We start from the raw sequence: 24,871 nt of genomic DNA on the forward strand, positions 1-24,871 counted from the left end.
CCAGCCACGACTGGAGACCGACGAACATCTGCTTGAGATACCGGTAAACGGGTTCTGCCTCCTCGTGGTCACTAGCAGCGTCTTCAGCTTCTCGGAGAAGATGTGCCCAGCACCGCTGAAGGTTACTGCTGAACGCTGGATACGCCGTCCACCCATCGCAGATGACCGTTCCCGGGAAGTCCTCGCCGAGGACTTCCGCGGGAACATCACTTCCACGACTCTCCCTTACGGCGTATAGCGTGTGCTCGCTCGTCCGAAACGTCCAAATCCACGCCTGCTCACCCTCGCGTTTGATACCGGTTTCGTCAACGTGAACGATCTCTGCTTGCTGAATCTGTCTTCGAATCTGTTCGTATTCGCAGCGACCGGCGCGCGCAGCGCGCTCGGTCGCGTGCCACGCGGACGCGCCCGAGAGTTCTAATCCATGCAGTTGCTCGAACCGGTCAGCGATTTTCCGGTAGGGGAGGCGGTGATCGTACCGAGAAAGTGCTGCTTGAGAGATGACGTTCACCCCGAACTGCCCCTCATCGGGGCAGTCGGGGTGTGTAGCAACGGTTTCTGTTCCACAAGAGCTGCACTGGTAGTAGTGACGGTTGTACCGGGTGATTTCTGGTGGCTGTGGATCGGGAACCTCCTCGACGAGTCGGGGGCTGACGCCCACCGACTCGTCGAAGTGTTCGCCACACTCGGGACAACAGTCACAGGTGACATCGATCTCTTTGTCGGGATCTGCTGTTGCACGCCACTCAGGGTCGTGACCGTCCTTCCGTCCGGGAGTACCGCCATCGGTTCGAACATTCTCGTCTTCGTCGTCCTGCGAGGTCGGGGACTCGTCAGTCCCCGACCGTCGCTTACTGGGCGGTGTATGCGGATTTTCGTATTTGCGAAGGCGTGTTTCGAGTTCTTCTATCCGCTCGTCCTTCTGATCGATTTTCTTGTCCTTTCGCTTGTTCTCCCGTTCGAGTTCTTCGACTCGTTGCTCAAGTTGGAGAAGCCGAGAAAGGAGCTCTTCTTTGGTGAAATCGTCTGCGTTCACAGACTCCACCAACCAGTAGTGACAGCAGAAGTAACGGGATGGGCTCCGGTGCGGAGCCCATCCCTGAGAATCGTATCCGAGGTCTGCTGCCTGTTCATATCGCGTCCGTTGAACGCTTCCTACGAGAGAGTACCGAAATCAGCCCGGGCTAAACACATACCAATCTAGTTTAGGAACCTACATACGACTGGAGGCGACTGCGAAAGAAGACGGATTCAAAGTCTGGATGACCGACCGAAGGCATCATAAGACTCTCCACAAGGGGATTGCTCTCGCGCTGAACACCACTAAATAGCTATTCGATCTCAGTCGAACGCAAGTACGTACATCACACCACCTCTATGAGATCAACCGCCAGTGACTCGAGTTCGTCTGTTTCAGCGATGGCGTCAATCCAACGATCCGGAAGCTGTGACGCACCGAACCGCGCACCAGCAACTGCGCCCGCAATCGCTCCGATCGTATCAGTGTCCCCGCCACGATTAACTGCGGTCACAATCGCTTCTTCAGCACTGGTGGCGAGTAGTCCGTCGTGGAGGGCCGTTTGTAGCGAGTGGACGACGTACCCGGACGTTTCGAGCGTTCCTGGCGAGGTTCCGTCGGCGAGGGGCTCGAGTGCGGTCACGAGCTCGTTCGGAGCATCGTCTGCGACGTAATCAAGGGCGTCCTGCAGCGGCGTGTCGACGTCTTCGAGCAACCCAGCCTTCGATTTTCCCGAGTAGTGTTGCCACTGGTTCGTCGGTTACTGACCGCCCCACGAGCGATCTAAGCCCGTTCTGGCATGAGCGGTGCATCTGTGCTCTCTCACGAAGACTCGGGTCGGTCTCCAGCCACGACTGGAGACCGACGAACATCTGCTTGAGATACCGGTAAACGGGTTCTGCCTCCTCGTGGTCACTAGCAGCGTCTTCAGCTTCTCGGAGAAGATGTGCCCAGCACCGCTGAAGGTTACTGCTGAACGCTGGATACGCCGTCCACCCATCGCAGATGACCGTTCCCGGGAAGTCCTCGCCGAGGACTTCCGCGGGAACATCACTTCCACGACTCTCCCTTACGGCGTATAGCGTGTGCTCGCTCGTCCGAAACGTCCAAATCCACGCCTGCTCACCCTCGCGTTTGATACCGGTTTCGTCAACGTGAACGATCTCTGCTTGCTGAATCTGTCTTCGAATCTGTTCGTATTCGCAGCGACCGGCGCGCGCAGCGCGCTCGGTCGCGTGCCACGCGGACGCGCCCGAGAGTTCTAATCCATGCAGTTGCTCGAACCGGTCAGCGATTTTCCGGTAGGGGAGGCGGTGATCGTACCGAGAAAGTGCTGCTTGAGAGATGACGTTCACCCCGAACTGCCCCTCATCGGGGCAGTCGGGGTGTGTAGCAACGGTTTCTGTTCCACAAGAGCTGCACTGGTAGTAGTGACGGTTGTACCGGGTGATTTCTGGTGGCTGTGGATCGGGAACCTCCTCGACGAGTCGGGGGCTGACGCCCACCGACTCGTCGAAGTGTTCGCCACACTCGGGACAACAGTCACAGGTGACATCGATCTCTTTGTCGGGATCTGCTGTTGCACGCCACTCAGGGTCGTGACCGTCCTTCCGTCCGGGAGTACCGCCATCGGTTCGAACATTCTCGTCTTCGTCGTCCTGCGAGGTCGGGGACTCGTCAGTCCCCGACCGTCGCTTACTGGGCGGTGTATGCGGATTTTCGTATTTGCGAAGGCGTGTTTCGAGTTCTTCTATCCGCTCGTCCTTCTGATCGATTTTCTTGTCCTTTCGCTTGTTCTCCCGTTCGAGTTCTTCGACTCGTTGCTCAAGTTGGAGAAGCCGAGAAAGGAGCTCTTCTTTGGTGAAATCGTCTGCGTTCACAGACTCCACCAACCAGTAGTGACAGCAGAAGTAACGGGATGGGCTCCGGTGCGGAGCCCATCCCTGAGAATCGTATCCGAGGTCTGCTGCCTGTTCATATCGCGTCCGTTGAACGCTTCCTACGAGAGAGTACCGAAATCAGCCCGGGCTAAACACATACCAATCTAGTTTAGGAACCTACATACGACTGGAGGCGACTGCGAAAGAAGACGGATTCAAAGTCTGGATGACCGACCGAAGGCATCATAAGACTCTCCACAAGGGGATTGCTCTCGCGCTGAACACCACTAAATAGCTATTCGATCTCAGTCGAACGCAAGTACGTACATCACACCACCTCTATGAGATCAACCGCCAGTGACTCGAGTTCGTCTGTTTCAGCGATGGCGTCAATCCAACGATCCGGAAGCTGTGACGCACCGAACCGCGCACCAGCAACTGCGCCCGCAATCGCTCCGATCGTATCAGTGTCCCCGCCACGATTAACTGCGGTCACAATCGCTTCTTCAGCACTGGTGGCGAGTAGTCCGTCGTGGAGGGCCGTTTGTAGCGAGTGGACGACGTACCCGGACGTTTCGAGCGTTCCTGGCGAGGTTCCGTCGGCGAGGGGCTCGAGTGCGGTCACGAGCTCGTTCGGAGCATCGTCTGCGACGTAATCAAGGGCGTCCTGCAGCGGCGTGTCGACGTCTTCGAGCAACCCAGCCACCGTGAGATTGAGCACGGCACACCCGTACGTACACCGCGGATCCGCATGCGTAATCTGGGAGGACTGGCGGCTCACGTCCACCAGCCGCTCCCAATCGGTCGCGTAGGGGATAGCAAGCGGCGGACACCGCATTACACTCCCGTTCCCAGCGTTTGACCCTTCCGGACTGTCCTCCCAGACCTGTTGTCCTGCTTCGTCCCACGCTGCTCCGTTCTCGAGACAACTGAGCGAACGGAGCGTCATCCGCCCAATGTCGAACGGATCGCTCTCGTACCATGCGACGAACCGATCCGCGATATCAGCCGGATCAAACTCCTGTTGCTCGACGAGACTCCGCGCAATACGGAGTGCCTGCTCAGTGTCGTCAGTAATCGTTCCTGCCGATTGATTCCACGTTCCGTACCCGACCATCTCGTCGAGTTCTCCGTGCTCAGCAGTGATCGTAGACGCTGTGTCGAACTCGACCGGTCGTCCAAGCGCATCCCCACACGCTAACCCTACCAGAACACCGCGGGCACGATCAAGATCCATGCCCTCCACAACGAACACATTCAAGAAAAGTGTGAGGTCGTAATCACGCATCGGGCTTCGTTCTCCCGAAGATTCTCCTGACGACCCGTCCCATGCCTCGTGCATCTCCATCTGTGCAGCATTCGTCATCGTCCCTTGGTCATTTTCGTCGTGAGCTGCTCGCGTTTTTGCGTTGGTTGGCACGCTCTCAACGTGGTCGGCTGCTTGACCGGGTATTATGCACTGGCTGTCCCAATAGATCGATATGGAACAGCGGTGGGACGAATTTGCGGACGACATTCGCTCAGGCGATTCCGAGCAAGTCAACAAGACAATCGACGACATTGAGGAGTTGGATCTCGAGGAACGGATTCAGTTGTACGAGACCTGTTTTGACGAGTTGACCGCTATCTATGCCGACAGCGAGGATGGATACGTTCGACAGTCGACCGTCCGTGTTGCAGAGCGACTGACGCCAGGGATCGCACTGGTGTTCGCCGTCGCCGAGAGCGACCGATCGATCGAGGCAGATATCGAGACTGTTCGGGAACAGACTGACGCGATTGGCGGCTTCCTGCTGGAGGCACTGACAGACGAAGACGGTCGCGTTAGACAATCTGCCAAGCGCGGGCTAAAAGATGTGTTCAGAACCTACGATTCCCTCGAGGACGAGGAGACGATCAAAGCCCTCGCCGGCGAATTAGACGAGATGGCAGCGGAGTACTCTGACAAACGCCGCAAACACCTCCTCGAGGCGAAAGAAGACGCCGAGTTTTTCCTCCAATCCGGGTTCGGACGGCTTCTCGAAGGCTTTCAGAACGAATTCGGCGATTCGCTGGAAAGGTAGTACTTCCGAATGACATCGTCGAGAGCTGTTTGGATACCTTCGTTCTGGTCGAGCCGTTCCAGCGATTCGGAGATCACTGTGACAATTGCTTTCCTCCCAAGAGATTGACTTGGCGTTTGATCTCGTCTTCGATCAAAGGCGGAGAAGGATGTCAATCCTCTTGGTCGTTGAGTCGGAATGCTGCCCGGACTGGTTCTGGGAGCAGTGGTCGTGGGGCTGTTTCGTGGCGCTCGATCTTCTCAGGCTTCCGCGTTTTCTGATGGACAGCTCGCGCCATTGGAACACCCTTGAGGTAGTTAAAATCGCCGAGGATATCGACACCGTACTCGGTAAAGCCGTAGAATTTCCAGGGCAACCCGCGTTTTTCCTTGTTAGGCGAGTGCTCGTAGATTGCAAGGATCTCTGCGTCGACGAGCACGTCCAGTTGCTCTTGCACAGTCTTTTTCGATTTACTTGGGGTGAAATGATTGAGTTCGTCCGCTGACGCGAGGAGTTCCGGGTGGCCGAGAAGCGTCTGAATGATACTGTGGCGGGTTTCCTGCGACAGCAACTCCATCAACTCTCGCTGCCGCTCCAAGGGGTTTTCCTCGTGATCAGGTTTGGAGTGTGGGGAGATATCGGCCATGTTACCCGAACGTACGATGCCAGGTCACATAAGCACTCGGGGTTAACTTCCCTAAGTCAGACCAGTATGGTTATCAGGCTATATTTCCTCATTGGTTGGTATGCCGAAGATACCGGAGAATACTGAAGAACTCACCGACTACATCCTGGACGACGTCCTCTACGGCCTAGAACTCGACCCGGTAGATAGCGAACGACTCCTCTCCTACATGCGACACCGACACGAACACCTCTTCGGGCCGCACTCGACGTATTTCGTTCTGGGGAGTTACGAACCACCGTTCAAATACCGTCTCGACGAAGCGCTCGATGTACTAAACCATCGGCACGATGCCTACGCGTACCTACTCGCCACGCAGCCCGATCTCGACGTCTCGGACGACATCCCCAACCTCAAAGTGAAGTTTTTCATCCACGCCCTCTATGCGGATTCGATCCCACTAATTCTCGAACACGACACTGGTGGGGCAGTCGCAGAGTTTGGACGCATCGAACGTCCAACGCTACTGGACCGCACGTATCTCTTCCCTCGGGCGCAGGAGGAACACTACGAAGATGAGTCGCTGCTCACAACAGAAGACGCGATACGTGCTCGAGCAGTAGAGTTAGCGTACCATGCTGATGACCTCACCGAGGAACTGAGTACACTCGCTGACCAGGCCCGTGACCACGGTCTAGACATCTCGACGCAGGATCTCGAATCGTACCTGGATACCGAACTCGGCGGTCGCACCCCCTCGTATAGCGGCGTGATCACTGACTCACTCGTCCACCTGGAATCACTAGACCAGTGTTTTTCGTGGACGACGACAGCGGAACTCGAAGAACAACTGTCGAACGTACCGTGACCAATCTCGAAAACGCGACACTCCTACCGTGTCTTTGGCACTCCCGTCTCCAATTCTTCGAACGCCAATACCAAAGCCCGCTTAAAAAGACCCCCATTACATTCGCGCTGTATCCAGCACAATATTCTGATTCTCTTTAATATCCGACAATATAGTCAGTGTTCAATAAGCATACCCACTTATTGACTAGTTCCGAAAGGATGAACGAAAACAACATTAGTAGCATTTCATTCTCCAGGGAGTTTGTAATAGCCGCTCCCGTACAATCCAAGCCATCAGTTTGGTTAACAATCAAGTAAGTGGGATGTCTTGGTAGAGAGTGTTCGATGGATCCAACGCTCCTTACCGGTCCACAACACGCTCGTCTTGAACAACGGGCGTTTCAGCGGGCCGATGATCTCGCCGCCGATTCGCTGGGGAGTATCCTCTACATTACCCGCAACGATGCTCGTCGAAGTGAAATCGAGGACCGCTGGGCCAGTTCCCACAAACCACTCCGCCTTCGTTCCGAGACGCTCGATTCGGTCGTTCGCAACTGGTACGAAAATCTATACGGTCCCGTCGAAACGCTGTCTGGCCAGCTAAACCGCCGACTCACCGAGTACGCGCTCGACGAAACGACAGCGGAGACAGCAGGCGCTCTCGCGGGCGAGCCGGCCTCTGCCGCGCTTGCGGATTCGTTTAGTAGCCGCTTTTCACTCTTCGATGAGGCGGGCGTCAGAACTGCCGATACACTCGAGACGGAGTTCGAGAACTCATCGCTCGACGACCGGATTGCAACGGCCACCGTCGACGCCTATCACTACTACCGCGAACTGTATGCCGATCACGTCGACGACTGGGTCAATACCCGCGGTGAACTGTTCCATGGCGTCGCGACGGCAGACCAGTCGCTATCAACACTCTCACCTGAGATCGACGTCGTGATTCTCTCCGGCTATTACGAGTTCCGTCCCGTCGAACGCCACATTATCGAGCGTATCGTTCAGGAGTTCCCGACGATTGCACTGCTGCCACTCCATCAGGATGGCCGAACGGGTGTCGATGTCGTCGCGAGTGACGCCCTGGATGTCTACGAGTCGCTGGATTTCGAGACGGTGAGTCTCGAGCCAAAAGACGAGTCCGGAAGAGCGTTTGGGGCGGTCACCAACGCTCTCTATCGCCCGGATCCTGAGACGACCGCAGTTCCGGATGGGCTCAACTGGCGCGAACTGCCGACGCCGGAACGCGAAATTCGCTTCGTCGCCCGCGAACTCCGAACCGAGCTGGCGAACGGACGGGATCCAGACGACTTCGCGGTCGTTATTCCAGGCACGAATGCGTATTCGAGCACCGTCGAGGACACGTTCGAGACGTTCGATATTCCACACGTGACGACTGCCGCATCGCAGCTGACACGGACGTTCACCGGCAGCGTCGTCCACGATCTGCTGCGCCTTGCTGAGCCCGACCCACGGGCTGAAGACCTCACGTCGCTGCTAGCGAATCCCCTGGTCGATATCGTCGACAATGAGCAAGCCTCGACCATCACTGCTGCTGCTCGTCGGCGCGATACGATTTCGGCAGCACCGCTTCTCGAGGCGACCAACGCCGAGACGAACGCATTACTCGAGGATCTGTTAGCGAGCCTGGAAACGCTTCGAACGGGAGACATCGAAGAAGCAACCGAGACGTTCCGCCGACTGCTGGACGATCAGTTCGACCTCGAGGCAGCTGTCGGGGATTACGCCAGCGGTGCCGAGCAGGCACTCGAACACCGAGCCTACGAGGTCGTTGACGAGGTGCTCACCTCCTTCGAAACTCTGGAGAAAGTCAGTACCGACCAGTCCCCACTCGCGCTGTTCACTCGGGCCTTCGATGGCATCCCGATTCAAACATCGCAAACCGCTGCTGGAGGCCACGTCGAAGTGATGGGGCTGCTCGATGCTCGGATGCGATCGTTCGAGAAGGTCTTTCTCGTTGGCCTGACGAGCGAACACTTCCCGACAACGCCGGAACGACCGGCCTTTTTCGAGGAGATGACCGAGGCCCATCCCCGGTTCGACACCGCCGACGAGCGCCTCCGTGGTCGATATCTGTTCGCAACCCTGCTCGCGAACGTCGATGCGCTCACGATCACTACACCGGAGACAGGCGGTGATGAGTCTGCCGTCGTCCGCTCCCCTGTCCTCGACGAACTACAGCGTGTCACCGGGATCGAACCCGAAACCGGTGTTGACGATCGTATCGGCTCTCGAGAGGACCTCCAGCGTCACGTCGCGACTGCCTCCGACCGTCGTGTCGCAGTCAGTCATGCCGGCGACCGGGGCGATCTTTCACCCGAGCAAACGAAGCGCACTGACCGTGGCCTCCAGTGCGCGGACAACAGGGCAACGGCAACCCTTTCCGAACACGACGGCCTGCTGGACCCCGAAACGGTTGACGCGGTTTATCCACCGTCGGAGCGAGAACCCTACAGTGCGAGTCGAATCGAGCAGTACGTCGAGTGCGGGTTCAAATTCTATGCCGACAACGTTCTCGAGATCGAGGATCCTGACGACGTCGAAGTCGTGCCAACGGCTCTCGAGACCGGATCGTACGTTCACGACGTTCTCGAGCGCTTCTACGCAGACCTGCAGGATGACTCCGAAGCGAGCGTCGATCTCACCGACTACGACCGAGATACGCTTGCCGACCATCTCCACACGGTTGCCGTCGAAGAACTCCGTGAGACCGATTTCGAGTATGATGGGCTCTTCTACGAGCGCTGGAAGGCAGAACTCTTTGCGGGCCTTGGTGATGAGGAGTCCGTCCCATTCGAAGCCGGCGTACAACCCCACGATGCTCCCGAACAAGGACTATTCGCCACGTTCCTCGACAACGAACTCTCCAGGGCCGGCGCTGCTGCTCCATACCTGTTCGAGCCACCCTTCGGCGAAGGGCTTCCAGAGTCCGATAGCGAGCCGTTTTCAGTCGAACGGCCAGATGGATCGACGGTTGCGATTCGGGGCTATATCGACCGTATCGACGTGAATCGTGACGTCGAACAACCGGAGATCACGCTCTACGACTACAAGACCGGGTACGCACCATACATGACGAAAACGACTGGCGGAACGACGTTCCAGCTCCCCATCTATCTGCTCGCTGCGAACGAGGTCATCGATGGTGATCTGTTCGACCAGGGCACCCTCTCAGCGACGTACTACCAGGTGCGACCGCCGAACGATCTCAAGGTCCCCAGGGGGGTCGAATCGAAGTTCGACTCGCAAACCGAACTCCGGCGCTTCCTCGAGGATGTCGTTCCCGAGTGGCTCGGACAGATCGACGACGCAATCGCCAACGGGCGGTTCCACACGACGTTGCACTCTCCCCGAGGTGCGAACTGCCGCTTCTGTGACTACCGTCGGGCGTGTGACGTTCGCCACCATCGCAAGCGTGAGTTCGTCGACACCGCTCGCGAGGACGAGGTCGCATACGTGCCGCTCCGTGTTCGAGACGACGAGGATCTGCAGACGGTGATGAGCGATGACTGAGGAAACCGAGACCGAGACCGAGACCGAGACCGAACCGATCCAGCTAACGGAGGAACAGCAGGACGCACTGATTCAGGACCGAAACGTCGCGATCACTGCCGGTGCCGGCACTGGCAAGACGACGACGCTGGCCGAACGGTATGTGACGATACTCGATGAGAATCCCGATCTCACACCCGAGAATATCGTCACGATCACGTTCACCCGCAAAGCAGCCGCGGAACTGACCGAGCGCGTCCGAGAGGAGGTGTACGAGAAACTCGAACGTGTCGACTCGGCTGACGAGTATCACCGCTGGCGAGACGTGCTTGATGATCTCGAGGACGGGTACGTTCACACGATTCATGCGTTTTGTACACGCCTGTTGCGAGAACAGGCCGTCGAAGCCCCGGTTCCGCTCGGGTTCGACGTCGTCGATGAAGACGAAGCTGCAACTCTTCAACGAGAGGTCGTGACCGAGTTCCTCGAACAGAACCAAGACGTCGACGATGTTGCACTCCTCGCCCAACTGTGGAATCGTGACCAACTGATCGACGTTCTCGCGTCGTTGCTCGATGAGCGCCCACAGAGCGAGGCCGTGCTGGCGGCCTGGCAGGATGCCGATGTCGATGACTACATCGACGTGCTCTGGGAGACCGTCTGTGACCTGGACGCTGCAGCCGCTCGCGAAACCCTCTACGATGACGGGCTCTTAGACGAGTTGGAAACGATTGCTGGTCAGGTCGACGACCAGACGACGATCACGGACGAGGATGGACTCCAGGCCTACCAGACGCTCGAGAGCGTCGTCGAACAGCTTCCCGCGGATCCAGACGCGAGTGATCCGCATGACTGCCAACGAGTCATCCTCGACCTCTACGACGTCTGTGAAAAGCAAAACGGCGGCCTGTACAGCAGCTCCGGCTACGTCGTCGGCGACAGAGACGACTGGGGCCACTACAGCGCCGTCTACGATGACCTGAAAGACGTCATCAATACTGTTATCGACGCGGTCGAGCCGCATGCAGAAGCGGTCGAAACCACGCCCGGTGCCCTCGAGGAGAATAGCGCCCATTATGCACTCGCGTTGATGCGAGTATTCGAGGATGTTCTGGCGGAGTACACCACGGAAAAGGAGCGTCGAGACACACTCGATTTCCCCGACGTAATCGAGACCACCTTGGAATTCCTTCGCACCAATGAGAACGTCCGAGAGCGACTCCAAGACCAGTTTGCCGCCGTAATGGTCGACGAGTTTCAGGACACAGATCCTCGACAGTGGGAGCTGGTGAAACTCCTCAGCGGCGTCGACGACGGAACCGCATCAAACGTCTTCCTCGTCGGCGACGAAAAACAGAGCATCTACGGCTTCCGCGGGGCAGACGTCACAACCTTCGGTGATGCACGGGCCGATCTCCAGTCGGTCAATGCCTCGCGTGGCGTCGATGACGTGCCCGATAGCGAAGCGGCGCAACCGACTGCGCTCGAACTCTCGGGGAACTTCCGGACATTAGACGAGCCGCTGTCGTTCCTCAACGAACTCTTCGACCGTCTCTTCCAGCCGGAAGGCGACGATCACGAACCGTTCGAAGCGCCGCCACAGGACCTGACGACGGAGCGTGATCGCGTCGAGGATATCGAGGGGCTGACGGGAAGCGTCGAATATCTCGCCGTTCCAGACGATGCAGAGACTGCGGAAACGATCTTTGGTCCGGACCATCCCGTTGCAGACGGGGCACTGGATCACACGATCGAAGCCGAAGCGCAGGGGCTTGCCGCCCGGTTGACGCACCTCTTTGATGACCCACCGGAGATCCAGGATCCTGACACGGGTATCCACCGGGAGGCGACACCTGACGATGTTGCAATCCTCCTTCGCCGGCGGACGCACCTGGATCGGTATCAACGGGCGCTCGAAGAGTACGATATTCCATACACTGTCATCGGCGGCGTCGGATTCTACGATACGCCCGAGGTGCAGGCGCTGACGAATCTCTTCCGAGTCCTCGGTGACCCAGCAGACGATGTCTCACTTTACGGTGTGCTTCGATCGCCGTTGTTCGGATTCACTGATAACCGCCTTGCCCCTGTGATCGCTGACGCCGACTCGGTCTGGGATGCACTCGCCGAAACGGGCGACCAACAGCTTGCGGATGCGTTCGACTGTCTGTCGACGTGGCGGACACTCAGTGGCTGTGCGACGCCGACTGATGACGGCGTGCTCTCGTGGGACCAACTGCTGACTCGTGTGATCGACGACACGGGATATATAGCCAGCATTAGTGCCGACGAACGCGGTCGGCAGGCCGTTGCGAACGTCGAGAAGTTCCGAGATCAGGTCCGCACTTGGAGCGAGAACGGCGTCCACACGGCAGCCGGCCTGCTCCACCGGATCGACCGCCAGACCGAATTCGACCCGCGCGAAGGGGAGGCAGATATTCCGGGTGACACCGAAGGCGTGCGGATACTGACGATCCACTCCGCTAAGGGCCTCGAGTTCCCAATCGTTGCCGTACCAGACCTGGGTAGCGATCTCAACTTCGGGCGCTCCGTCGACGACCACGGATACGTCCGGCTCGTCGACGGTACCGACGATGCACCGCCGATTCCAGCAGTTGGTGGTCCCGATCCGAGCGACGCCTTCGCGATCGAAAAGACAGCCGTGCACGAGTACGCCGATCGCCAATCACGACCCCAGGAACGAGCCGAGGCAAAGCGACTCCTCTACGTCGCCTGTACGCGGACACGGGACCACCTGCTCCTCTGTGGTACCCACGATCTCGAAATCGATGAATCAGGGAGTGTCGAACTCGGTGACCCAGCCGACTTTGCTGAGGCCGATCGATGGCGGGACTGGCTCCAGCCGCTCCTCCTTGAGAACGGTGAGTTACTCGAACAGACGCTCCAAAGTGGGCGGGCACAGAGTCAGATTGGTGACGCGAGCTACACCGTGCGTACTCCACCCCGTCCTGTAGACTGGCAACCTGCTGAATCGGACGAGAAAGCGTTGCCAGAGATATCCATTCCGTCACCACCTGCCCACACACCGGGGTCTCGAGTCGCTGCGACAACGCTCGTGAACGAGGTTGCAGCAGCTTCAGAAACAGACCACAGCTACGGCGACAGCGATAGCGACGAGTCGACAGGCCTGAGCCCGACTACCTTTGGAACGGTTGTTCACCGTCTTACCGAACTGCGTCCACCGAGAGATGACTGGACGGGGCTAATTCGCCGGCTGAGCCAAATGGCTGGTGAAGAGCCTACGGAAGCGGACCTCCAGGATGCCGTCGAACACGCCGCTGATGCAGTCGAATTTGTGGATCGGATCGAAGCTGAGAGCTCACTCGAGGCGACGTACGACGAATACTCGGTCGTTGCTCGGATCGACGGAACACGGATCGTCGGTGATATTGATCGACTGCTCGTCACCCCCGATGCTTACCATATCATCGACTACAAAACGAACGACCTTTCGTCGACAACGTCAACCGAACTTGCAGAGCACTATCGTCCCCAGATGCTCGCATACGCATTGGCTCTGTTTCAACATGATCCCGACCGTGATGTTCGGGCGTCACTCCGGTTCACCGATGCCGGTATCGAAGAACGGTTCGAATGGGATACGGGAGAGTACGCTAAAGTCGAGTCAAAGCTCCGGTCCATGACAGAGCTACTGTCCTGAATCTCTCCACATGAGAGAGCATAGAATGAGAACCACACCAAAGAGCAGGGGTAAAGACTGTGATGAATGAGCCCAGCGATCCTGCCAAAGTAAGTTGATGTGGCAGAATCTAGGTTAGTGGCTCGGGAAATTATTGGGCGAGGCATCCGAATAGCGTAAAGAAGCTCTGTACGAGTGGTGTGTGAAACAACAGTTAGAACGGAGGAGGAGTAGATCCACGAGTTGCCCTAGAAATGACATCTTGTCTAGAAAGTAGAACATGACGAAGCTTACCGAGAGAGAACACGAAGTAGCAACAAATGTTTGGGGAGCAGATACACCGACCAATCTTCGTGAAATCGATACAGAGCAACTGGTAGCGATGCACGACCGAGTGTCGAAGGCCGTGCAAGCCTCATACGAGGATAACGATGTCGATAGCCTTGGGATCTTGTTGCCGTTAGAGCGAAAAATCCTCGATGTACTTTACGAACGGCTGTGAGCGATGGAAAGTTCTCAGAATCGGTTGGGATCCGTCCGAGAGACGCCGTAATCGATGTGGACGTCTGGTGTACTCGGAGAATCAGAAGCCGGGATGCCATTCCAATCAACGACATGGATATTCGCCATCTCTCCAGAGAACCGAAATCGCATCACACCGGTCTCTACCGCACCTTCAGCGGAGTGGTCTGTCACGACAGTTGCCTCCTCGAGCGGATCGGCACCGACCAGTTCGATCTCGCCGTCGACAGTGATTTCGTAGTTCGATGGGACGCCGCTACCCACGATAGTCACGAGATGTGGCAGCGTCTCGTCAGCCTCAGCAGACATACTTGGACGAGCCGATTCTGCCGTTATAAGCCTTCTTTTCGATGGTATCGTAGGAACCCGTGAAGGAACGACGATCGAAACTATGGGCCTTCAAACGTCCACGTACTGGCCTTCCCATTCTTGACGATTCTCGGTCGCGTCCTCTCCAGACTCGGTGATGGCGTAGTAGTTGGTACGTTCTTCGATGACTTTCTGACTGGATTGTGCGTTCAGGTCTTTCCAGCACGACTGGTTCTTCATGTACGATTTCAGCACACCTTCGTCCGGGATCTCGTCGGTTGCATCCCAGATACGGTCGGCTGTCCATCGTGCGACGTTCCAGATTTTTGAGGCGGAGTCTCCGAGCGAATTGAGGCCATCGCTGATCTGTCGCTGGTTCTGGATGGAACCAACGTAGGTGCGCGTGACCTCAATCGCCATACATAGCCTATGTGAATAAATCAACTTAATGGTGTGGATTAGCGTGGAATATCCGGTCTTCCATCGAGCAGTGGATTGTGGAGTTGAGTGACGCGATTCTCGCCCGTCCCCAGAACGCGAGCGTTCTGGTGTGCGAACGAGAGCTTCGCTCTTGTCAACGCCGTGAAACGGCGGGATTCTCTCGCTGTAAGAAGATAGCAGCCGAATTCAGAACTACTGCTAAGGAGTTGCAGATCATCACGATTACCGATAGTCGTCTAGCATTTTTGCAAACTCGGCGATTTGGGTTTCATCTGCCGCCAGCGTTTCTAAGGCTAAATCCAGATCAACTACCAGTTCGTAGCTGTTCGTATATCCATCTCCGCGTCCTCGTCCATACTTATCCTTGGCCAAAATATTACTGTGATAGAGATCGTTGAGTTTCTCACGGAAGACTGGTTGAACAAGTTGATTGAAGTCTCCTTGAGTGGTGAGGGTTCGGTATATACTGTGGAGTTCTCGAGTTTCGGCGGGGGTCTCATCTTTGAGTTCGGCTTTGATTACGGACAACAGCGCCAGTTTCCGCTGTTGAGACTCTGACTCGATTGAATTGCGAATTGCATCTTGCTCAATTTTCTGCTTGGCTAGCTCAACATGCTCCTCCGTGATGACCTCCGCTTGTTCTCTCATCGCGAGCTCGCACGTCCGTTGAAAAATCTCGATAGCGTGTCTGGCGTCCCCAGTCTCGTTTGCCGCGATTGCAGCAACTCGAGGGATGACTTCCTCTGTCAGAACATCGCTCTCGAAGTAGTGTCGCAACGACTCGTTCTCGGATCGTTCGTCGAGACCAACGAACTCCGTATCTCGAAGCGCCATCACAGCACGCCGGGAGAGGATATTGATCAGATGGTGTGCGTTGTATGGGGCAAACTGGATTTTCCGACTGCCGATCCTCGAGCGAACGTCTGCATCCAGGTTCTGCCGAAACTGAGTGTCATTCGTGATGCAGATCAGCCCCAGCTTCGCATTGGAAGGTGTGGCCTCTGCTAGTTCGTAGAGAACATATTGATCATCCCCAATCGCGTCAATCTCATCGAGGACGATGATTACGTACCCCCCGATTTCTTCGATCTTCTCCATCGCCATGTCGAACAGATCCTTCTGGTTGTATCCCTTCGGCTTATCGACTCCCGGCCCCTCGAGAATGATCTTCAATTCCCGTACCAGTTGCACTAGCACGTGGTAGGACTTATCGCAGCCTTTGCAGCCCACGTGGACGTAGTGAAAGTCAATCCCCTCTTCTCTGGCATCCCTGGCAACCTCTGAGGTCTTTAGTCGGACCGCTACCGTTTTCCCTTGGCCCGTCGGCCCGTAGACGAAGCAGTTAAACGGAGCCCCTCCAGTGACTACTGGCTGGTACAAGCTTTCGATCTCAGACAGTTGTTCACGACGCTCAGGAAGGTCCTCCGGCGTATACTCCTCAATCGAAGGGTTCAGAACGTCAAAATCCTGAACCAGCGGATCCGTATTGTCGAATATCCCCATTTGAACTGAACATAGAATTGAGATATAATAAACCCCCCGCTACAGTGTAGGGGGGTGGCTACAGTGTGCGGGGGTGGGTACAGTGTATCCGTCCCCGTCTCGTTTGGCGATAGCGAGAATGAGGGAGTCGACGAGTCAGACGGACGTCTGACAACCGGGGGTGCTACAGTGTATCCTACGGAAAGTATAGTCGGATGATAAGTATTCGGATCCCAACGGGGGGTGCTACAGTGAAAACTCTCAGAAGTGCCGATTAAGTTGAAGACCACCACAACGATCAGAAGTTCAAGGAGAGGGACGGGGGTGGATACAGTGTAAATCCACGACGGTGATACACCCTTGACGAACGCCCTTACCAATACTTAAATTAGGATACACAGCTGAAGTGACTAGCAGAAGATATTAAGTTATAATTGTTTGTTTTCCCAGTCACAAATGACTCAAACCGCCGAAAATTAGAAGACCAGATTTGTTTCTTCCTACTACTATACTAGTGTATATAGTAAAATATATAATAACACGATTAGATCACTCCTCTCTCTACCCGAAATCGGCTCATAGACCAGTCCCAGAATCGATCTCCAGAGGGTATACAATCAATCCTAACCTTCGCTGACGTGGAGTCTTCCAACCACTTTCGTAGGTCTTTCACTGTACCACCCCCCGTCCCTGTCCCCCCATCAATGTGAACGTTCATCCCGATACATTGCCCTCTATGTCACGAAGAGCTCTTTTTTGGATATAATCTGAACTGATCATCCTCTTTCCCGACAACGTCCATCACGATTTCGGGTCCACCGTATCATTACATGACAGTGTTCAGCGGTGGACTTTTCTGACGGATGAGCTTCAAGTCCGTGAGTGTCAATCCCCAACTTCTGCGCCAGTTCGGAAGCTCGTGAGTTCGTCGATGCGATCTTCAAGATCTTCGATCTCTTCGCGAAGTTCCTCGGCCTCGTTACCGTCGGTTGCGGCGAGTTGGTCTTTCAGTCCCTGGAGTCGCGTCTCTTTTACTTCTTCGTCGACGTCGGCCTTCCGAACGTACTCACTTTCGTCGACCTCGTAGACATCGGACTCGGACAGCTCTGTGACCTCCAGGGCGTCATCGACTTTGCTGCGATCGAGTCCCATCACCCGCTCGCGATCGATGCCTGCGTCTTCGAGCGTCTTGAGAACCTCGTCGTCGTCTTTGAGTGTCCGATTTCGACGTGTCGTCCGTTGAACGGTGCCGTAGGGACCGCTGACAGGCCGATCGTGATGGAGCCGTCCCAGCAGCACATCGGCGACCGTCTGGCGGAGGTCGTTCGCGTTGTGCTGGACGTCTGACAGCAGCGTATAAAGGTTGACGAGCGTCTCTGTCTCCAGTTCTTCAGGGGTCGTTACGTCGTAGCGCTCGAGTGCATCAACGAGGAGGAGCGTATCAGCGTAAACATCCAGATCCGGTTCGGTACGGTCGTTGGACGCTGGAGTCGAGTCAGCATCAACTCGGGAGCTGGTAGTCGGCTCGGCGGTTTCGATGATCACGCCGGCGTCTTCGTTGATCTCGAAGCGGGGGTGAAGGCTGAGTACCGCAGGGTATGGATCCCCATCGGGCGGAAGACGGTCGAGATTGAATCGTCCGTCGCTGCCTTTGATCCGCTGGAACAGTGTCTCGAACTGTTCTCGTTGGAGTGGTCGTTTCTCGTCGGTTTCAGCGAATTCGATGATGACACGGTGCTCTTGGACATCGCCGATCTGAAACCGCTTGTGTGACAGCGGCGTAACGAGCTCTGCATCGTCGGGGAGGTCTTCGAGTTCCTCGAGAAGCGTGTGCCAGCTGACGGTGAACGGCATATCTGGTGAAATGGAGACCGAGCGTAAAACACTGATCCACGAGACGTAATTGATTCAGAGCCGGATATGAGTAGCGGAAGAACTCTTCTGTGGTGATACTATCAATGATCTAGATGTGAATTTAAGCCGTATGAAGTTGACTTAATGATGTTTATTTCATCTCTAAGTCAACTCAATAGGAATTGAACTGACTTAGCCAGTCACCTCACTTAGTAGTGAGGGTGACCCAAACGGGGACGCCACCTCTGGGAGTCGTTCAGGGGGTTCTGTGAGATGTTGGTTCGTGCTGCCTGGACAGCCCTCGGTGTGCGCAGAGTTGTCCCAGCGAATCAATCACTCAATGACCGGTTCTTCTAGTAGCTGTCCCTGAATTGGGGCGGCGGTCAGCCGCCGACAGCGACTGTCCAACACCAGATTTCATCGTCATCATCGTCCCGAAGGCTATCCCGTCATCACAGACGCGGAGTCAATGCCTACTGGTGAAGATCATGAGTCTCTCGATGTGATCGACTGAAACTTAGGGAGGGCACGTCTTAGAACTCGCTCTGAGAGACCACTTTCACTTCGGTCGCGGAACCATTAATACCGCTCCACTGATACCATACGCTAATGCGGCGCAGCCAAGATGTTGGTCCGGTCCCAAAGCCGTCTAGAGTTTGCCTCTGGTAGCTTCAGTTGACACCTCCATTGTGATGGCTGTTTTGGCTGAGCGCTCGAGCAGTTCGTCGGCGAACGCCGCGAACTGCTCGGGATCGGCATACTGCACTAGATTCAGCCAGAGAAGCGACTCTAGCCCCGCTTCTGACCACCGCATCCATTGATTCTTACACCGCTTCGAGATTTCACCCATGGCTCGTTCAACCACGTTTGACGTCCACGGAACCTGCTGTTGGTCAAGCGCGAGTTTCGCGAACGTCACGGTTGCGTCCGCCCATTCCCGGAGGTACGCCGCTGCTTTCGGGGAGTCTTGACGCTCTAACCTCCAGGATTCTTTCCGAAGGTTCTCGAGCGTTTGGTCGATCCGCTCGCGGATCGCCAAACGCTCATTCCTCGGTGCATGAAGTGCGACAGAGTTCTTCAGATGGAACAGATCATTCGTAACGCCAGAGACGATCGCTTTCCGCTCGGAGAGCGAAAACGCATCGTCTTTCCAGAGCTTGTACCCGAGCGTTCGACCGACGTGAACGAGATCGAGCTGGTGAGATCGGTCACCATTCTCGAACGCATCGACGAGCGCATTCTCGGCGTCACTGACGACCGTCGCGTCGTCAGTGATCGCCTCGGTCTCCTCGAGAGTCGCTGCTGTCTCATCCCAAGAATCGTTGAGATTGACGTCTAGAAGCGTCGTTTCCGTGTCTTCCTCGGTGGTCTGTCCGAGGGTGACGTTGACGTCGTGGTACGTGCAGTGATCGTCCTGGCTATGACACTTCGTTCCGTCAGGAACGACAGTGTCTGCGTTCGTCCCAGGAAGCCGACCACGAACGAAGTCACCGAGTTTGCTGCCGTACTCGCGGACTCGCCGGTTGATCGTCGTTTTCGAAGGCATCGGAGTGAAGCCGTCGCCGTGGGCGACGGCATCACGAAAGCTGAGCGACGTAGCGAGGTCGGTACTCTGGAGCGAAACATCCTCTTGATAGATGCGTTGTCCGTCGAATTCGACGAGGTCCTCGAGTGGCCGGAAGTAGGTTGGATCGTCCTCAGTGGCAGCGGTATCTTTGACGTGGTGGAGCGTGAATTCGTGTTCTCCAGCAGTTGTAACGGCTGTACGTGTCGTGGTGCCAGCGCGCTGGAAACGGCGGTCGCCGTTTCCGCGCGCGTGTTTCTCCCCGCAATACGCCTCGACGAGACGCTCGTCGAGGCTTCTGACGATCTCCTCGAGGATAGTGGCCTCAAGCTGAATCTCGGTAAGAGATTCAGCGAGCGTGGCAAGCGGTAGCGTTTTGTCTGGGTCGAGACTAACTGTGAATTGCGCGTCGATTGTGGCGTGCATGGGTCACTTCGGGGTAGGTACCAGAGGTGACCCCGTTTCCACAGGAGTCAGTTACGACTCTAGACGAGTTTGGGACACGACCATTATTTTTGCTGCCTGAAGCCGGGTCGGTTCCCTGATAGCGTCTATTACCGGTAGCTCACCCAAATGGCAAATTTTTTACACGGATTCAGCGTAATGAGAATATGGTCCTCCAAACGAAGTCCTCATACTCGATTGGCGGTATCAGAACTCCACAGGAGGTATCCCGATGACCGCGATTCAGACAACTGGGGTTACGAAACGCTACGGCGGCGAGCCAGCCGTCGTGGACCTCGACCTCACAGTCGAAGACGGTGTTGTGTACGGCTTTCTCGGGCCGAATGGTGCAGGGAAGTCTACGACCATCGACATGCTAATGAACTATACGCGCCCGTCGACGGGCAGTATTACCGTACTCGGCTTGGACGCTCAAGAGGACGCTAGTGAGATTCACGCCCGAACTGGTATCCTACCCGACCAGTTTGGCGTCTACAGTACTCTCACCGGCCGCGAGCACGTCAGATACGTCCTCGACGCCAACGACGCAACCGGAGACCCCGAAGCGGTCCTCGATCGCGTCGGCCTCGGAGATGCGATCGATCAGCGTGCCGGCGGCTACTCGAAGGGAATGCAGCAACGGCTGGGACTTGCGATGGCGATCGCTGGCGAGCCGGAGCTTCTCATCCTTGACGAACCGTTCTCCGGCCTCGACCCGTACGGCGTCCGTCTCGTGAGAGACGTCGTTGAGGCTGAACGTGACCGGGGCGCGACCGTCTTCTTCTCCAGCCACGTTCTCGATCAAGTCGAACGAGTCTGTGACCAGGTTGGCTTGCTCGCCAACGGCCACCTAATTTCTGAAGGAACGCCGACAGAACTCCGCGACGTAGCAGGCGTGCAAACACGCCTCTGCATCGAAACGGCCGACGAGGACCCGGCAGTGGAAGCTATTCGTGATTTCGATGACGTCAAGGACGCCACTTGCGAGGCCGGCGAGATCGTGGTTACATGTCCACGGACCGCCTGTTACCGAGTCTTACGGAGACTGGAAGGTGCTGGGGTGAGCATTCGGTCGTTCGATGTCGAGCAAGGAACAATCGAGGACGCTTTTGTCGAACTGGCCGACGCTCGAGCGGATTAATCGATGCTTCGAGTGCGGTAGAGAGCGAGGGCGATCGCGAACGGAACGAACACCCATAGGATTAACTCGACGAGGGCGACAGATGGATGAAGGTACCAGACGGGCACGTCGGAGCTGTAGTGTAACCGTACGACTACCTCATTCGAGAGCTGGTTTGGCTGAAGGTTACTGATGACGCCGGTGGCGGGGGCTGAGGAATTTGGAACGCCGATGATCGCATTCATCACGACGTTCGAAAGTTGTAGCGGTGGGAGCCAGCGAATGACCAAGTAGAGTGGATTACTTGGTGGAGTAAACCCGGAGACACTCGCACCTGAGACTACCCCATAGATTGTGTTTGAGATCTGGTACCACATGATATGAACGGCGGCGAAGACGAGAACTGCGAATCCGGCGACCGCTTGGCTCCGCAGAATCGTCGACAACGAGACGCCAATTCCAGCAATCACGACGACGAACAGAACGGTGTACGAGAGGAAGACAGCAAGCGTGCTAAGGGGAACAATACCATGTTGTGGAACAGCGACGAGGCAGGTGAGGACGACCGCAAGGACGATCGGAATAGCGAATGCGACTGCGCGACCAAGGGTGAAGCCAACGAGGGTTTCCGTGCGTGAAACTGCAGTTCCGGCAGTGAAGCGAATCGCACCCGTGTCCCGCTCGTGAATTACGGACCGGAACGTCCCGAAGAGTACACCAATCCCACCGATGAATCTGAGCGGTTGCTGAAGGGCGGCTAGCGGGACACGTGAGCCGAGTGCCTGCTGGATGTACGTGGCTGGTGAGAGACTGAGGATGGCGGGGACGAACACGAGCCCGGGAGCCGGGCAGCGAATCGATGCCGCTACCGTGTCCGGGTAACCAGTCGAATTGTCGCTCGCTGAGCGGAGGCAGCGAAGGCACGACGTCGATGAGTCGGCGGAGTATCTCGGGTTGACTACGCGGGGCGAGGTCGCCACGCTGGAATATCGTGATGCCGGTGACGAGTGTGAGCGCCGGCCACGCTAGCAGGAACACCAACGCCCACCACGCGGAAAGCGGTGGGGGTGTTGGGGCGAACTCGCCAGTTTGACGCATCGCGTCGGCAACCTGTGTGACGGTGCTATCGGGGCCGATGGGTACGCCGAACAGCCAGTTCACGAGGACCTGGAAGGCGCTTACGGGTGAGAACCAGCCTGCTACCGCGAACGCATCCGGGTACGCGAGTTCGGTTCCGGGAGTGGTGCCGGTCGTGAGTTGCCACACGAATGGGAGCGTGACGTCGTTCCAGAGTGTGAAGCCGATGGTCGCGATACTCCCGAGGATGATAGCGCGAGTCGTCGACGAGCTGGCGGCCGAGATACCGACGATCAATCCAGTCCAAGCGAACACGTACGCCGCCGAGAGCGCGAGAAATCCGAGGAGTAACAGCGGGGAGAACTGGCCGTATCGGAAGGTGTCGTATCCGACGACGAGTATGGTGGCGGCCAGGATTGGAACGAGGAGTGCGGTGGCGCGTCCGAGGACCATTCCCAGAACGAGGCGGGGGCGGGTTGTTTTGGTACCGAGAAGTATTCGAGCGGTCCCGGATTCGCGTTCTCGAGTAATGGACCGGAAATTGATGACGGCAGCAGCGAAGGGAACGATTAGCACGGTCGGGGGCTGTGCATGTATCAGCGAAATCGCGTTGCCGATGATTCGAGTGGCTGCTGGTTCCGGTTGGGCTGTTGATCGACTGAGGACGACGAAACACAAGGCGACGATCCACGGAATCTTCCCGCGAAGATATCGTCGGCATTCAGTTCGTGCGATTGTGGTGGAGGGCATGTTTAGGTATTTATCTCGAATATGTCTAATTGGACTTGTCTAATCTGTGCCGCTCAAGCGGAGAGTCAGTCTTTTTGACTGGCGGCTGCTTTTTGTAGCGGTGATCTACGTGGGGACACAGAAAGTTCATCACCTGCCCTGAGCGTGTCTCAGAGTAGATTCTGGCCATATATTCAGGTCCAGTCTATGAGTACAAAAAGTTGCTGGGTTTAGTGTGCTGACAGGTATATAGTTAGACGTGAATTTTTCCCTCATGGCAGTATTTCATCTATCAAATTAGGGTCCAAGTTCTGGATCAACCTAATATCGTCGATAAGTATTCTTTAGTTGGTGCTTTGTAGAAAACCAAACGCAGAATCGGTGGAACAGCGACGTTCAACGCGCTCGTGGACGCGGTTTCAATAAGTGGATCAACAGTGTCCTCGCGGCTTTCAGAAGGCGTTGAGCGTGACGTGTTTACGGTGAGTCACAGGCCAACCGAGCATGGGACAGAGAAGCGGTATGAGCTCACGATCCTCGGGCGGCGCGTGTATGATTGGGCTGTGCAGACGGAGTTCGAGCGGAAGGTCCGAGAACTCCGCCGGGTTCGGCAGGAACGTGAGACTGCGTTCGAGCAGCTAGTCGGAAAAATCAATCGGGATATGGAGATTCGCAAAATGGTAGTCGACGTAGATTCATCGGTGGATGAAGACGTAGATCTGCCTGAGAGTACGTCTATCGTGCAGAAAGAGCCGTCAGAGGAAGCGCTCCGTGAAGCTCATTTCGAACGGATGGAAGAATCCCTCGAGCTCATCACAGACGACCTATCCGAAGAGAATAGTGAGTGAAGACAAACTCCTGAACGCTAACTACACGCGAGTTTAGCGATAAATTCTCAGCTAGTTCCGTCGAAAGGCTAATACGATTATCACTGTAATTTTGGATATGGGCGTGTTCTCCGCTTACGGCGACCGGATTGCAGCGATTACACTCGGTGCCTGCTTGCTGCTCGTGAATCCATTTGAATTCACATCAGACGTAGTTGCGACCGGCCTGATCGGAATTCCCCTCACACTGCTCCTTTTTGGTGTGACAGGCATTTCAAGACGCTCTGCCCTCCTCATCGGCGGAAGTAGCACGCTGGGAATGATGGTTGGCACGTACCTCCAAACAGCCGGAATTGCTGGCTAACGCTGACTGCTCAGGAGCCAGCAGAGTCGAATCCAGATTGGTAGACTTAGGGCGCGAATGTAGCACGAAAGTCAACATGATTTTCGAAGGTGGCGATCGCTCAGTACAGGTGATTTTATAAGCGTTCTACCCTAGAAGAGGATATGATTGAACGACAAAGACTATTACTATGTATGTAAGATCTTCTAAAGAAACCATGGTACAGCGGAGTACTTTGGACTTCATTACCCTAATCATTTTCTGGTTATTTTTCTCTTGGATGACAGTCATCACCGTCTTTCTCTTATCACCCATCAATGTTCAAAACTATCTCGTTGAAATGTATATAGGAATGTTATTGGTAGGGCCTGTCTGGTATGTTTTCTACAATAAAATGGGTGAAAACACTTGATGCATGTCCTTCAATAACAAACGTCGTATAGGGACAGACAATGATCAGTTCGCACACCTACTGATCGGCTGATCCTCCTCCTTCAACGCTGTAAATAATACTGTCGGACAGAAGTCAATACGAAGCCGATCGTGAATTCGGCGTCGTCGCCACCGGTGA

13 protein-coding genes and 7 pseudogenes are annotated in these 24,871 nt (G+C 56.0%); 8 read left to right on the forward strand and 12 right to left on the reverse strand.

Annotation, left to right across the window (positions count from 1 at the left end; genetic code table 11):
• Nucleotide 1: 1 nt before the first annotated feature.
• From tnpC (CHINAEXTREME_RS20325) to CHINAEXTREME_RS20340, 4 genes and pseudogenes are all read right to left on the reverse strand, one after another.
• A pseudogene (gene tnpC / locus CHINAEXTREME_RS20325) lies at nt 2-1,036 on the reverse strand (IS66 family transposase); the annotation flags it as partial.
• A 328-nt stretch (nt 1,037-1,364) separates the two neighbouring features.
• Nucleotides 1,365-1,739 (reverse strand): annotated as a pseudogene (locus CHINAEXTREME_RS20330) (ADP-ribosylglycohydrolase family protein); the annotation flags it as partial.
• Nucleotides 1,738-2,898 (reverse strand): annotated as a pseudogene (gene tnpC, locus CHINAEXTREME_RS20335) (IS66 family transposase); the annotation flags it as partial. The pseudogenes tnpC (CHINAEXTREME_RS20335) and CHINAEXTREME_RS20330, both read right to left, overlap by 2 nt.
• Nucleotides 2,899-3,226: 328 nt before the next feature.
• Nucleotides 3,227-4,135, reverse strand: coding sequence for an ADP-ribosylglycohydrolase family protein (locus CHINAEXTREME_RS20340; RefSeq protein ID WP_029601789.1), 909 nt, complete (start codon nt 4,133-4,135; stop codon nt 3,227-3,229).
• A gap of 244 nt (nt 4,136-4,379) precedes the next feature.
• On the opposite strand from CHINAEXTREME_RS20340, the gene CHINAEXTREME_RS20345 reads away from it, so the two are divergent.
• On the forward strand, nt 4,380-4,961 hold the full coding sequence (locus CHINAEXTREME_RS20345) for a hypothetical protein (protein ID WP_007143124.1): 582 nt from the start codon (nt 4,380-4,382) through the stop codon (nt 4,959-4,961).
• Between the two features lie 151 nt (nt 4,962-5,112).
• On the opposite strand, the gene CHINAEXTREME_RS20350 is transcribed toward CHINAEXTREME_RS20345, so the two are convergent.
• The gene (locus CHINAEXTREME_RS20350; RefSeq protein WP_007143125.1) at nt 5,113-5,586 is read right to left on the reverse strand and encodes a hypothetical protein; all 474 of its coding nucleotides are present in this window, start codon (nt 5,584-5,586) and stop codon (nt 5,113-5,115) included.
• Nucleotides 5,587-5,686: 100 nt separating this feature from the next.
• Here CHINAEXTREME_RS20350 and CHINAEXTREME_RS20355 point away from each other — a divergent pair, with 100 nt between their 5' ends.
• The 3 genes from CHINAEXTREME_RS20355 (at nt 5,687) to CHINAEXTREME_RS20365 (ending at nt 13,609) form a co-directional block, all read left to right on the forward strand.
• A complete protein-coding gene (locus CHINAEXTREME_RS20355; RefSeq protein WP_007143126.1) occupies nt 5,687-6,433 on the forward strand; it encodes a hypothetical protein in 747 nt (248 codons plus the stop codon).
• Between the two features lie 326 nt (nt 6,434-6,759).
• Complete coding sequence (locus tag CHINAEXTREME_RS20360; protein WP_007143127.1) at nt 6,760-9,948, forward strand: PD-(D/E)XK nuclease family protein; 3,189 nt, start codon at nt 6,760-6,762, stop codon at nt 9,946-9,948.
• A complete protein-coding gene (locus tag CHINAEXTREME_RS20365; protein ID WP_007143128.1) occupies nt 9,941-13,609 on the forward strand; it encodes a UvrD-helicase domain-containing protein in 3,669 nt (1,222 codons plus the stop codon). The genes CHINAEXTREME_RS20360 and CHINAEXTREME_RS20365 overlap by 8 nt, the downstream gene beginning before the upstream one ends.
• Before the next feature lie 495 nt (nt 13,610-14,104).
• Here the strand turns inward: CHINAEXTREME_RS20365 and CHINAEXTREME_RS20370 are convergent, their stop codons facing one another.
• The 4 genes and pseudogenes from CHINAEXTREME_RS20370 to CHINAEXTREME_RS20385 all read right to left on the reverse strand — a co-directional run bounded on the left by CHINAEXTREME_RS20370 (nt 14,105) and on the right by CHINAEXTREME_RS20385 (nt 18,196).
• The gene (locus CHINAEXTREME_RS20370; protein WP_007143130.1) at nt 14,105-14,419 is read right to left on the reverse strand and encodes a hypothetical protein; all 315 of its coding nucleotides are present in this window, start codon (nt 14,417-14,419) and stop codon (nt 14,105-14,107) included.
• Between the two features lie 162 nt (nt 14,420-14,581).
• Nucleotides 14,582-14,839: pseudogene (locus CHINAEXTREME_RS20375) on the reverse strand (transposase); the annotation flags it as partial.
• 243 nt (nt 14,840-15,082) lie between these two features.
• Complete coding sequence (locus tag CHINAEXTREME_RS20380) at nt 15,083-16,363, reverse strand: Cdc6/Cdc18 family protein (RefSeq protein WP_010546873.1); 1,281 nt, start codon at nt 16,361-16,363, stop codon at nt 15,083-15,085.
• Nucleotides 16,364-17,227: 864 nt separating this feature from the next.
• The gene (locus CHINAEXTREME_RS20385; RefSeq protein WP_007143133.1) at nt 17,228-18,196 is read right to left on the reverse strand and encodes a DUF2800 domain-containing protein; all 969 of its coding nucleotides are present in this window, start codon (nt 18,194-18,196) and stop codon (nt 17,228-17,230) included.
• Between the two features lie 225 nt (nt 18,197-18,421).
• On the opposite strand from CHINAEXTREME_RS20385, the pseudogene CHINAEXTREME_RS21615 reads away from it, so the two are divergent.
• Nucleotides 18,422-18,553, forward strand: a pseudogene (locus CHINAEXTREME_RS21615) (ISH3 family transposase); the annotation flags it as partial.
• 292 nt (nt 18,554-18,845) lie between these two features.
• On the opposite strand, the gene CHINAEXTREME_RS20395 reads toward CHINAEXTREME_RS21615, so the two are convergent.
• Complete coding sequence (locus tag CHINAEXTREME_RS20395) at nt 18,846-20,186, reverse strand: ISH6-like element ISHala2 family transposase (protein ID WP_007139946.1); 1,341 nt, start codon at nt 20,184-20,186, stop codon at nt 18,846-18,848.
• Between the two features lie 250 nt (nt 20,187-20,436).
• Here CHINAEXTREME_RS20395 and CHINAEXTREME_RS20400 point away from each other — a divergent pair, with 250 nt between their 5' ends.
• Nucleotides 20,437-21,345, forward strand: coding sequence for an ABC transporter ATP-binding protein (locus tag CHINAEXTREME_RS20400; RefSeq protein ID WP_007139945.1), 909 nt, complete (start codon nt 20,437-20,439; stop codon nt 21,343-21,345).
• On the opposite strand, the gene CHINAEXTREME_RS22340 is transcribed toward CHINAEXTREME_RS20400, so the two are convergent.
• Both CHINAEXTREME_RS22340 and CHINAEXTREME_RS22345 read right to left on the reverse strand, forming a co-directional pair.
• Nucleotides 21,342-22,157, reverse strand: coding sequence for an ABC transporter permease (locus CHINAEXTREME_RS22340; protein ID WP_238593408.1), 816 nt, complete (start codon nt 22,155-22,157; stop codon nt 21,342-21,344). The genes CHINAEXTREME_RS20400 and CHINAEXTREME_RS22340 overlap by 4 nt on opposite strands.
• A 196-nt stretch (nt 22,158-22,353) precedes the next feature.
• Nucleotides 22,354-23,151: pseudogene (locus CHINAEXTREME_RS22345) on the reverse strand (ABC transporter permease); the annotation flags it as partial.
• Between the two features lie 362 nt (nt 23,152-23,513).
• Between CHINAEXTREME_RS22345 and CHINAEXTREME_RS22350 the strand changes: the two are divergent.
• Nucleotides 23,514-23,978, forward strand: a pseudogene (locus CHINAEXTREME_RS22350) (hypothetical protein); the annotation flags it as partial.
• A gap of 97 nt (nt 23,979-24,075) precedes the next feature.
• Nucleotides 24,076-24,321 carry a hypothetical protein gene (locus CHINAEXTREME_RS20415; RefSeq protein ID WP_007139942.1) on the forward strand — a complete coding sequence of 82 codons (246 nt, stop codon included), beginning with the start codon at nt 24,076-24,078 and terminating at the stop codon, nt 24,319-24,321.
• Nucleotides 24,322-24,871: the final 550 nt, after the last annotated feature.

It is taken from the genome of Halobiforma lacisalsi AJ5 (genome assembly GCF_000226975.2).
Lineage (GTDB): Archaea > Halobacteriota > Halobacteria > Halobacteriales > Natrialbaceae > Natronobacterium > Natronobacterium lacisalsi.

What these genes read in the sequence shown, in the direction of transcription:
- CHINAEXTREME_RS20360 (WP_007143127.1), top strand. Translation starts at nt 6,760, where the DNA reads ATGGATCCAACGCTCCTTACCGGTCCACAACACGCTCGTCTTGAACAA.
- CHINAEXTREME_RS20350 (WP_007143125.1), bottom strand. Translation starts at nt 5,586, where the DNA reads ATGGCCGATATCTCCCCACACTCCAAACCTGATCACGAGGAAAACCCC.
- CHINAEXTREME_RS20345 (WP_007143124.1), top strand. Translation starts at nt 4,380, where the DNA reads ATGGAACAGCGGTGGGACGAATTTGCGGACGACATTCGCTCAGGCGAT.
- CHINAEXTREME_RS20400 (WP_007139945.1), top strand. Translation starts at nt 20,437, where the DNA reads ATGACCGCGATTCAGACAACTGGGGTTACGAAACGCTACGGCGGCGAG.
- CHINAEXTREME_RS20380 (WP_010546873.1), bottom strand. Translation starts at nt 16,363, where the DNA reads ATGGGGATATTCGACAATACGGATCCGCTGGTTCAGGATTTTGACGTT.
- CHINAEXTREME_RS20385 (WP_007143133.1), bottom strand. Translation starts at nt 18,196, where the DNA reads ATGCCGTTCACCGTCAGCTGGCACACGCTTCTCGAGGAACTCGAAGAC.
- CHINAEXTREME_RS20365 (WP_007143128.1), top strand. Translation starts at nt 9,941, where the DNA reads ATGACTGAGGAAACCGAGACCGAGACCGAGACCGAGACCGAACCGATC.
- CHINAEXTREME_RS20370 (WP_007143130.1), bottom strand. Translation starts at nt 14,419, where the DNA reads ATGTCTGCTGAGGCTGACGAGACGCTGCCACATCTCGTGACTATCGTG.
- CHINAEXTREME_RS20395 (WP_007139946.1), bottom strand. Translation starts at nt 20,186, where the DNA reads ATGCACGCCACAATCGACGCGCAATTCACAGTTAGTCTCGACCCAGAC.
- CHINAEXTREME_RS20355 (WP_007143126.1), top strand. Translation starts at nt 5,687, where the DNA reads ATGCCGAAGATACCGGAGAATACTGAAGAACTCACCGACTACATCCTG.
- CHINAEXTREME_RS20340 (WP_029601789.1), bottom strand. Translation starts at nt 4,135, where the DNA reads ATGGATCTTGATCGTGCCCGCGGTGTTCTGGTAGGGTTAGCGTGTGGG.
- CHINAEXTREME_RS20415 (WP_007139942.1), top strand. Translation starts at nt 24,076, where the DNA reads ATGGGCGTGTTCTCCGCTTACGGCGACCGGATTGCAGCGATTACACTC.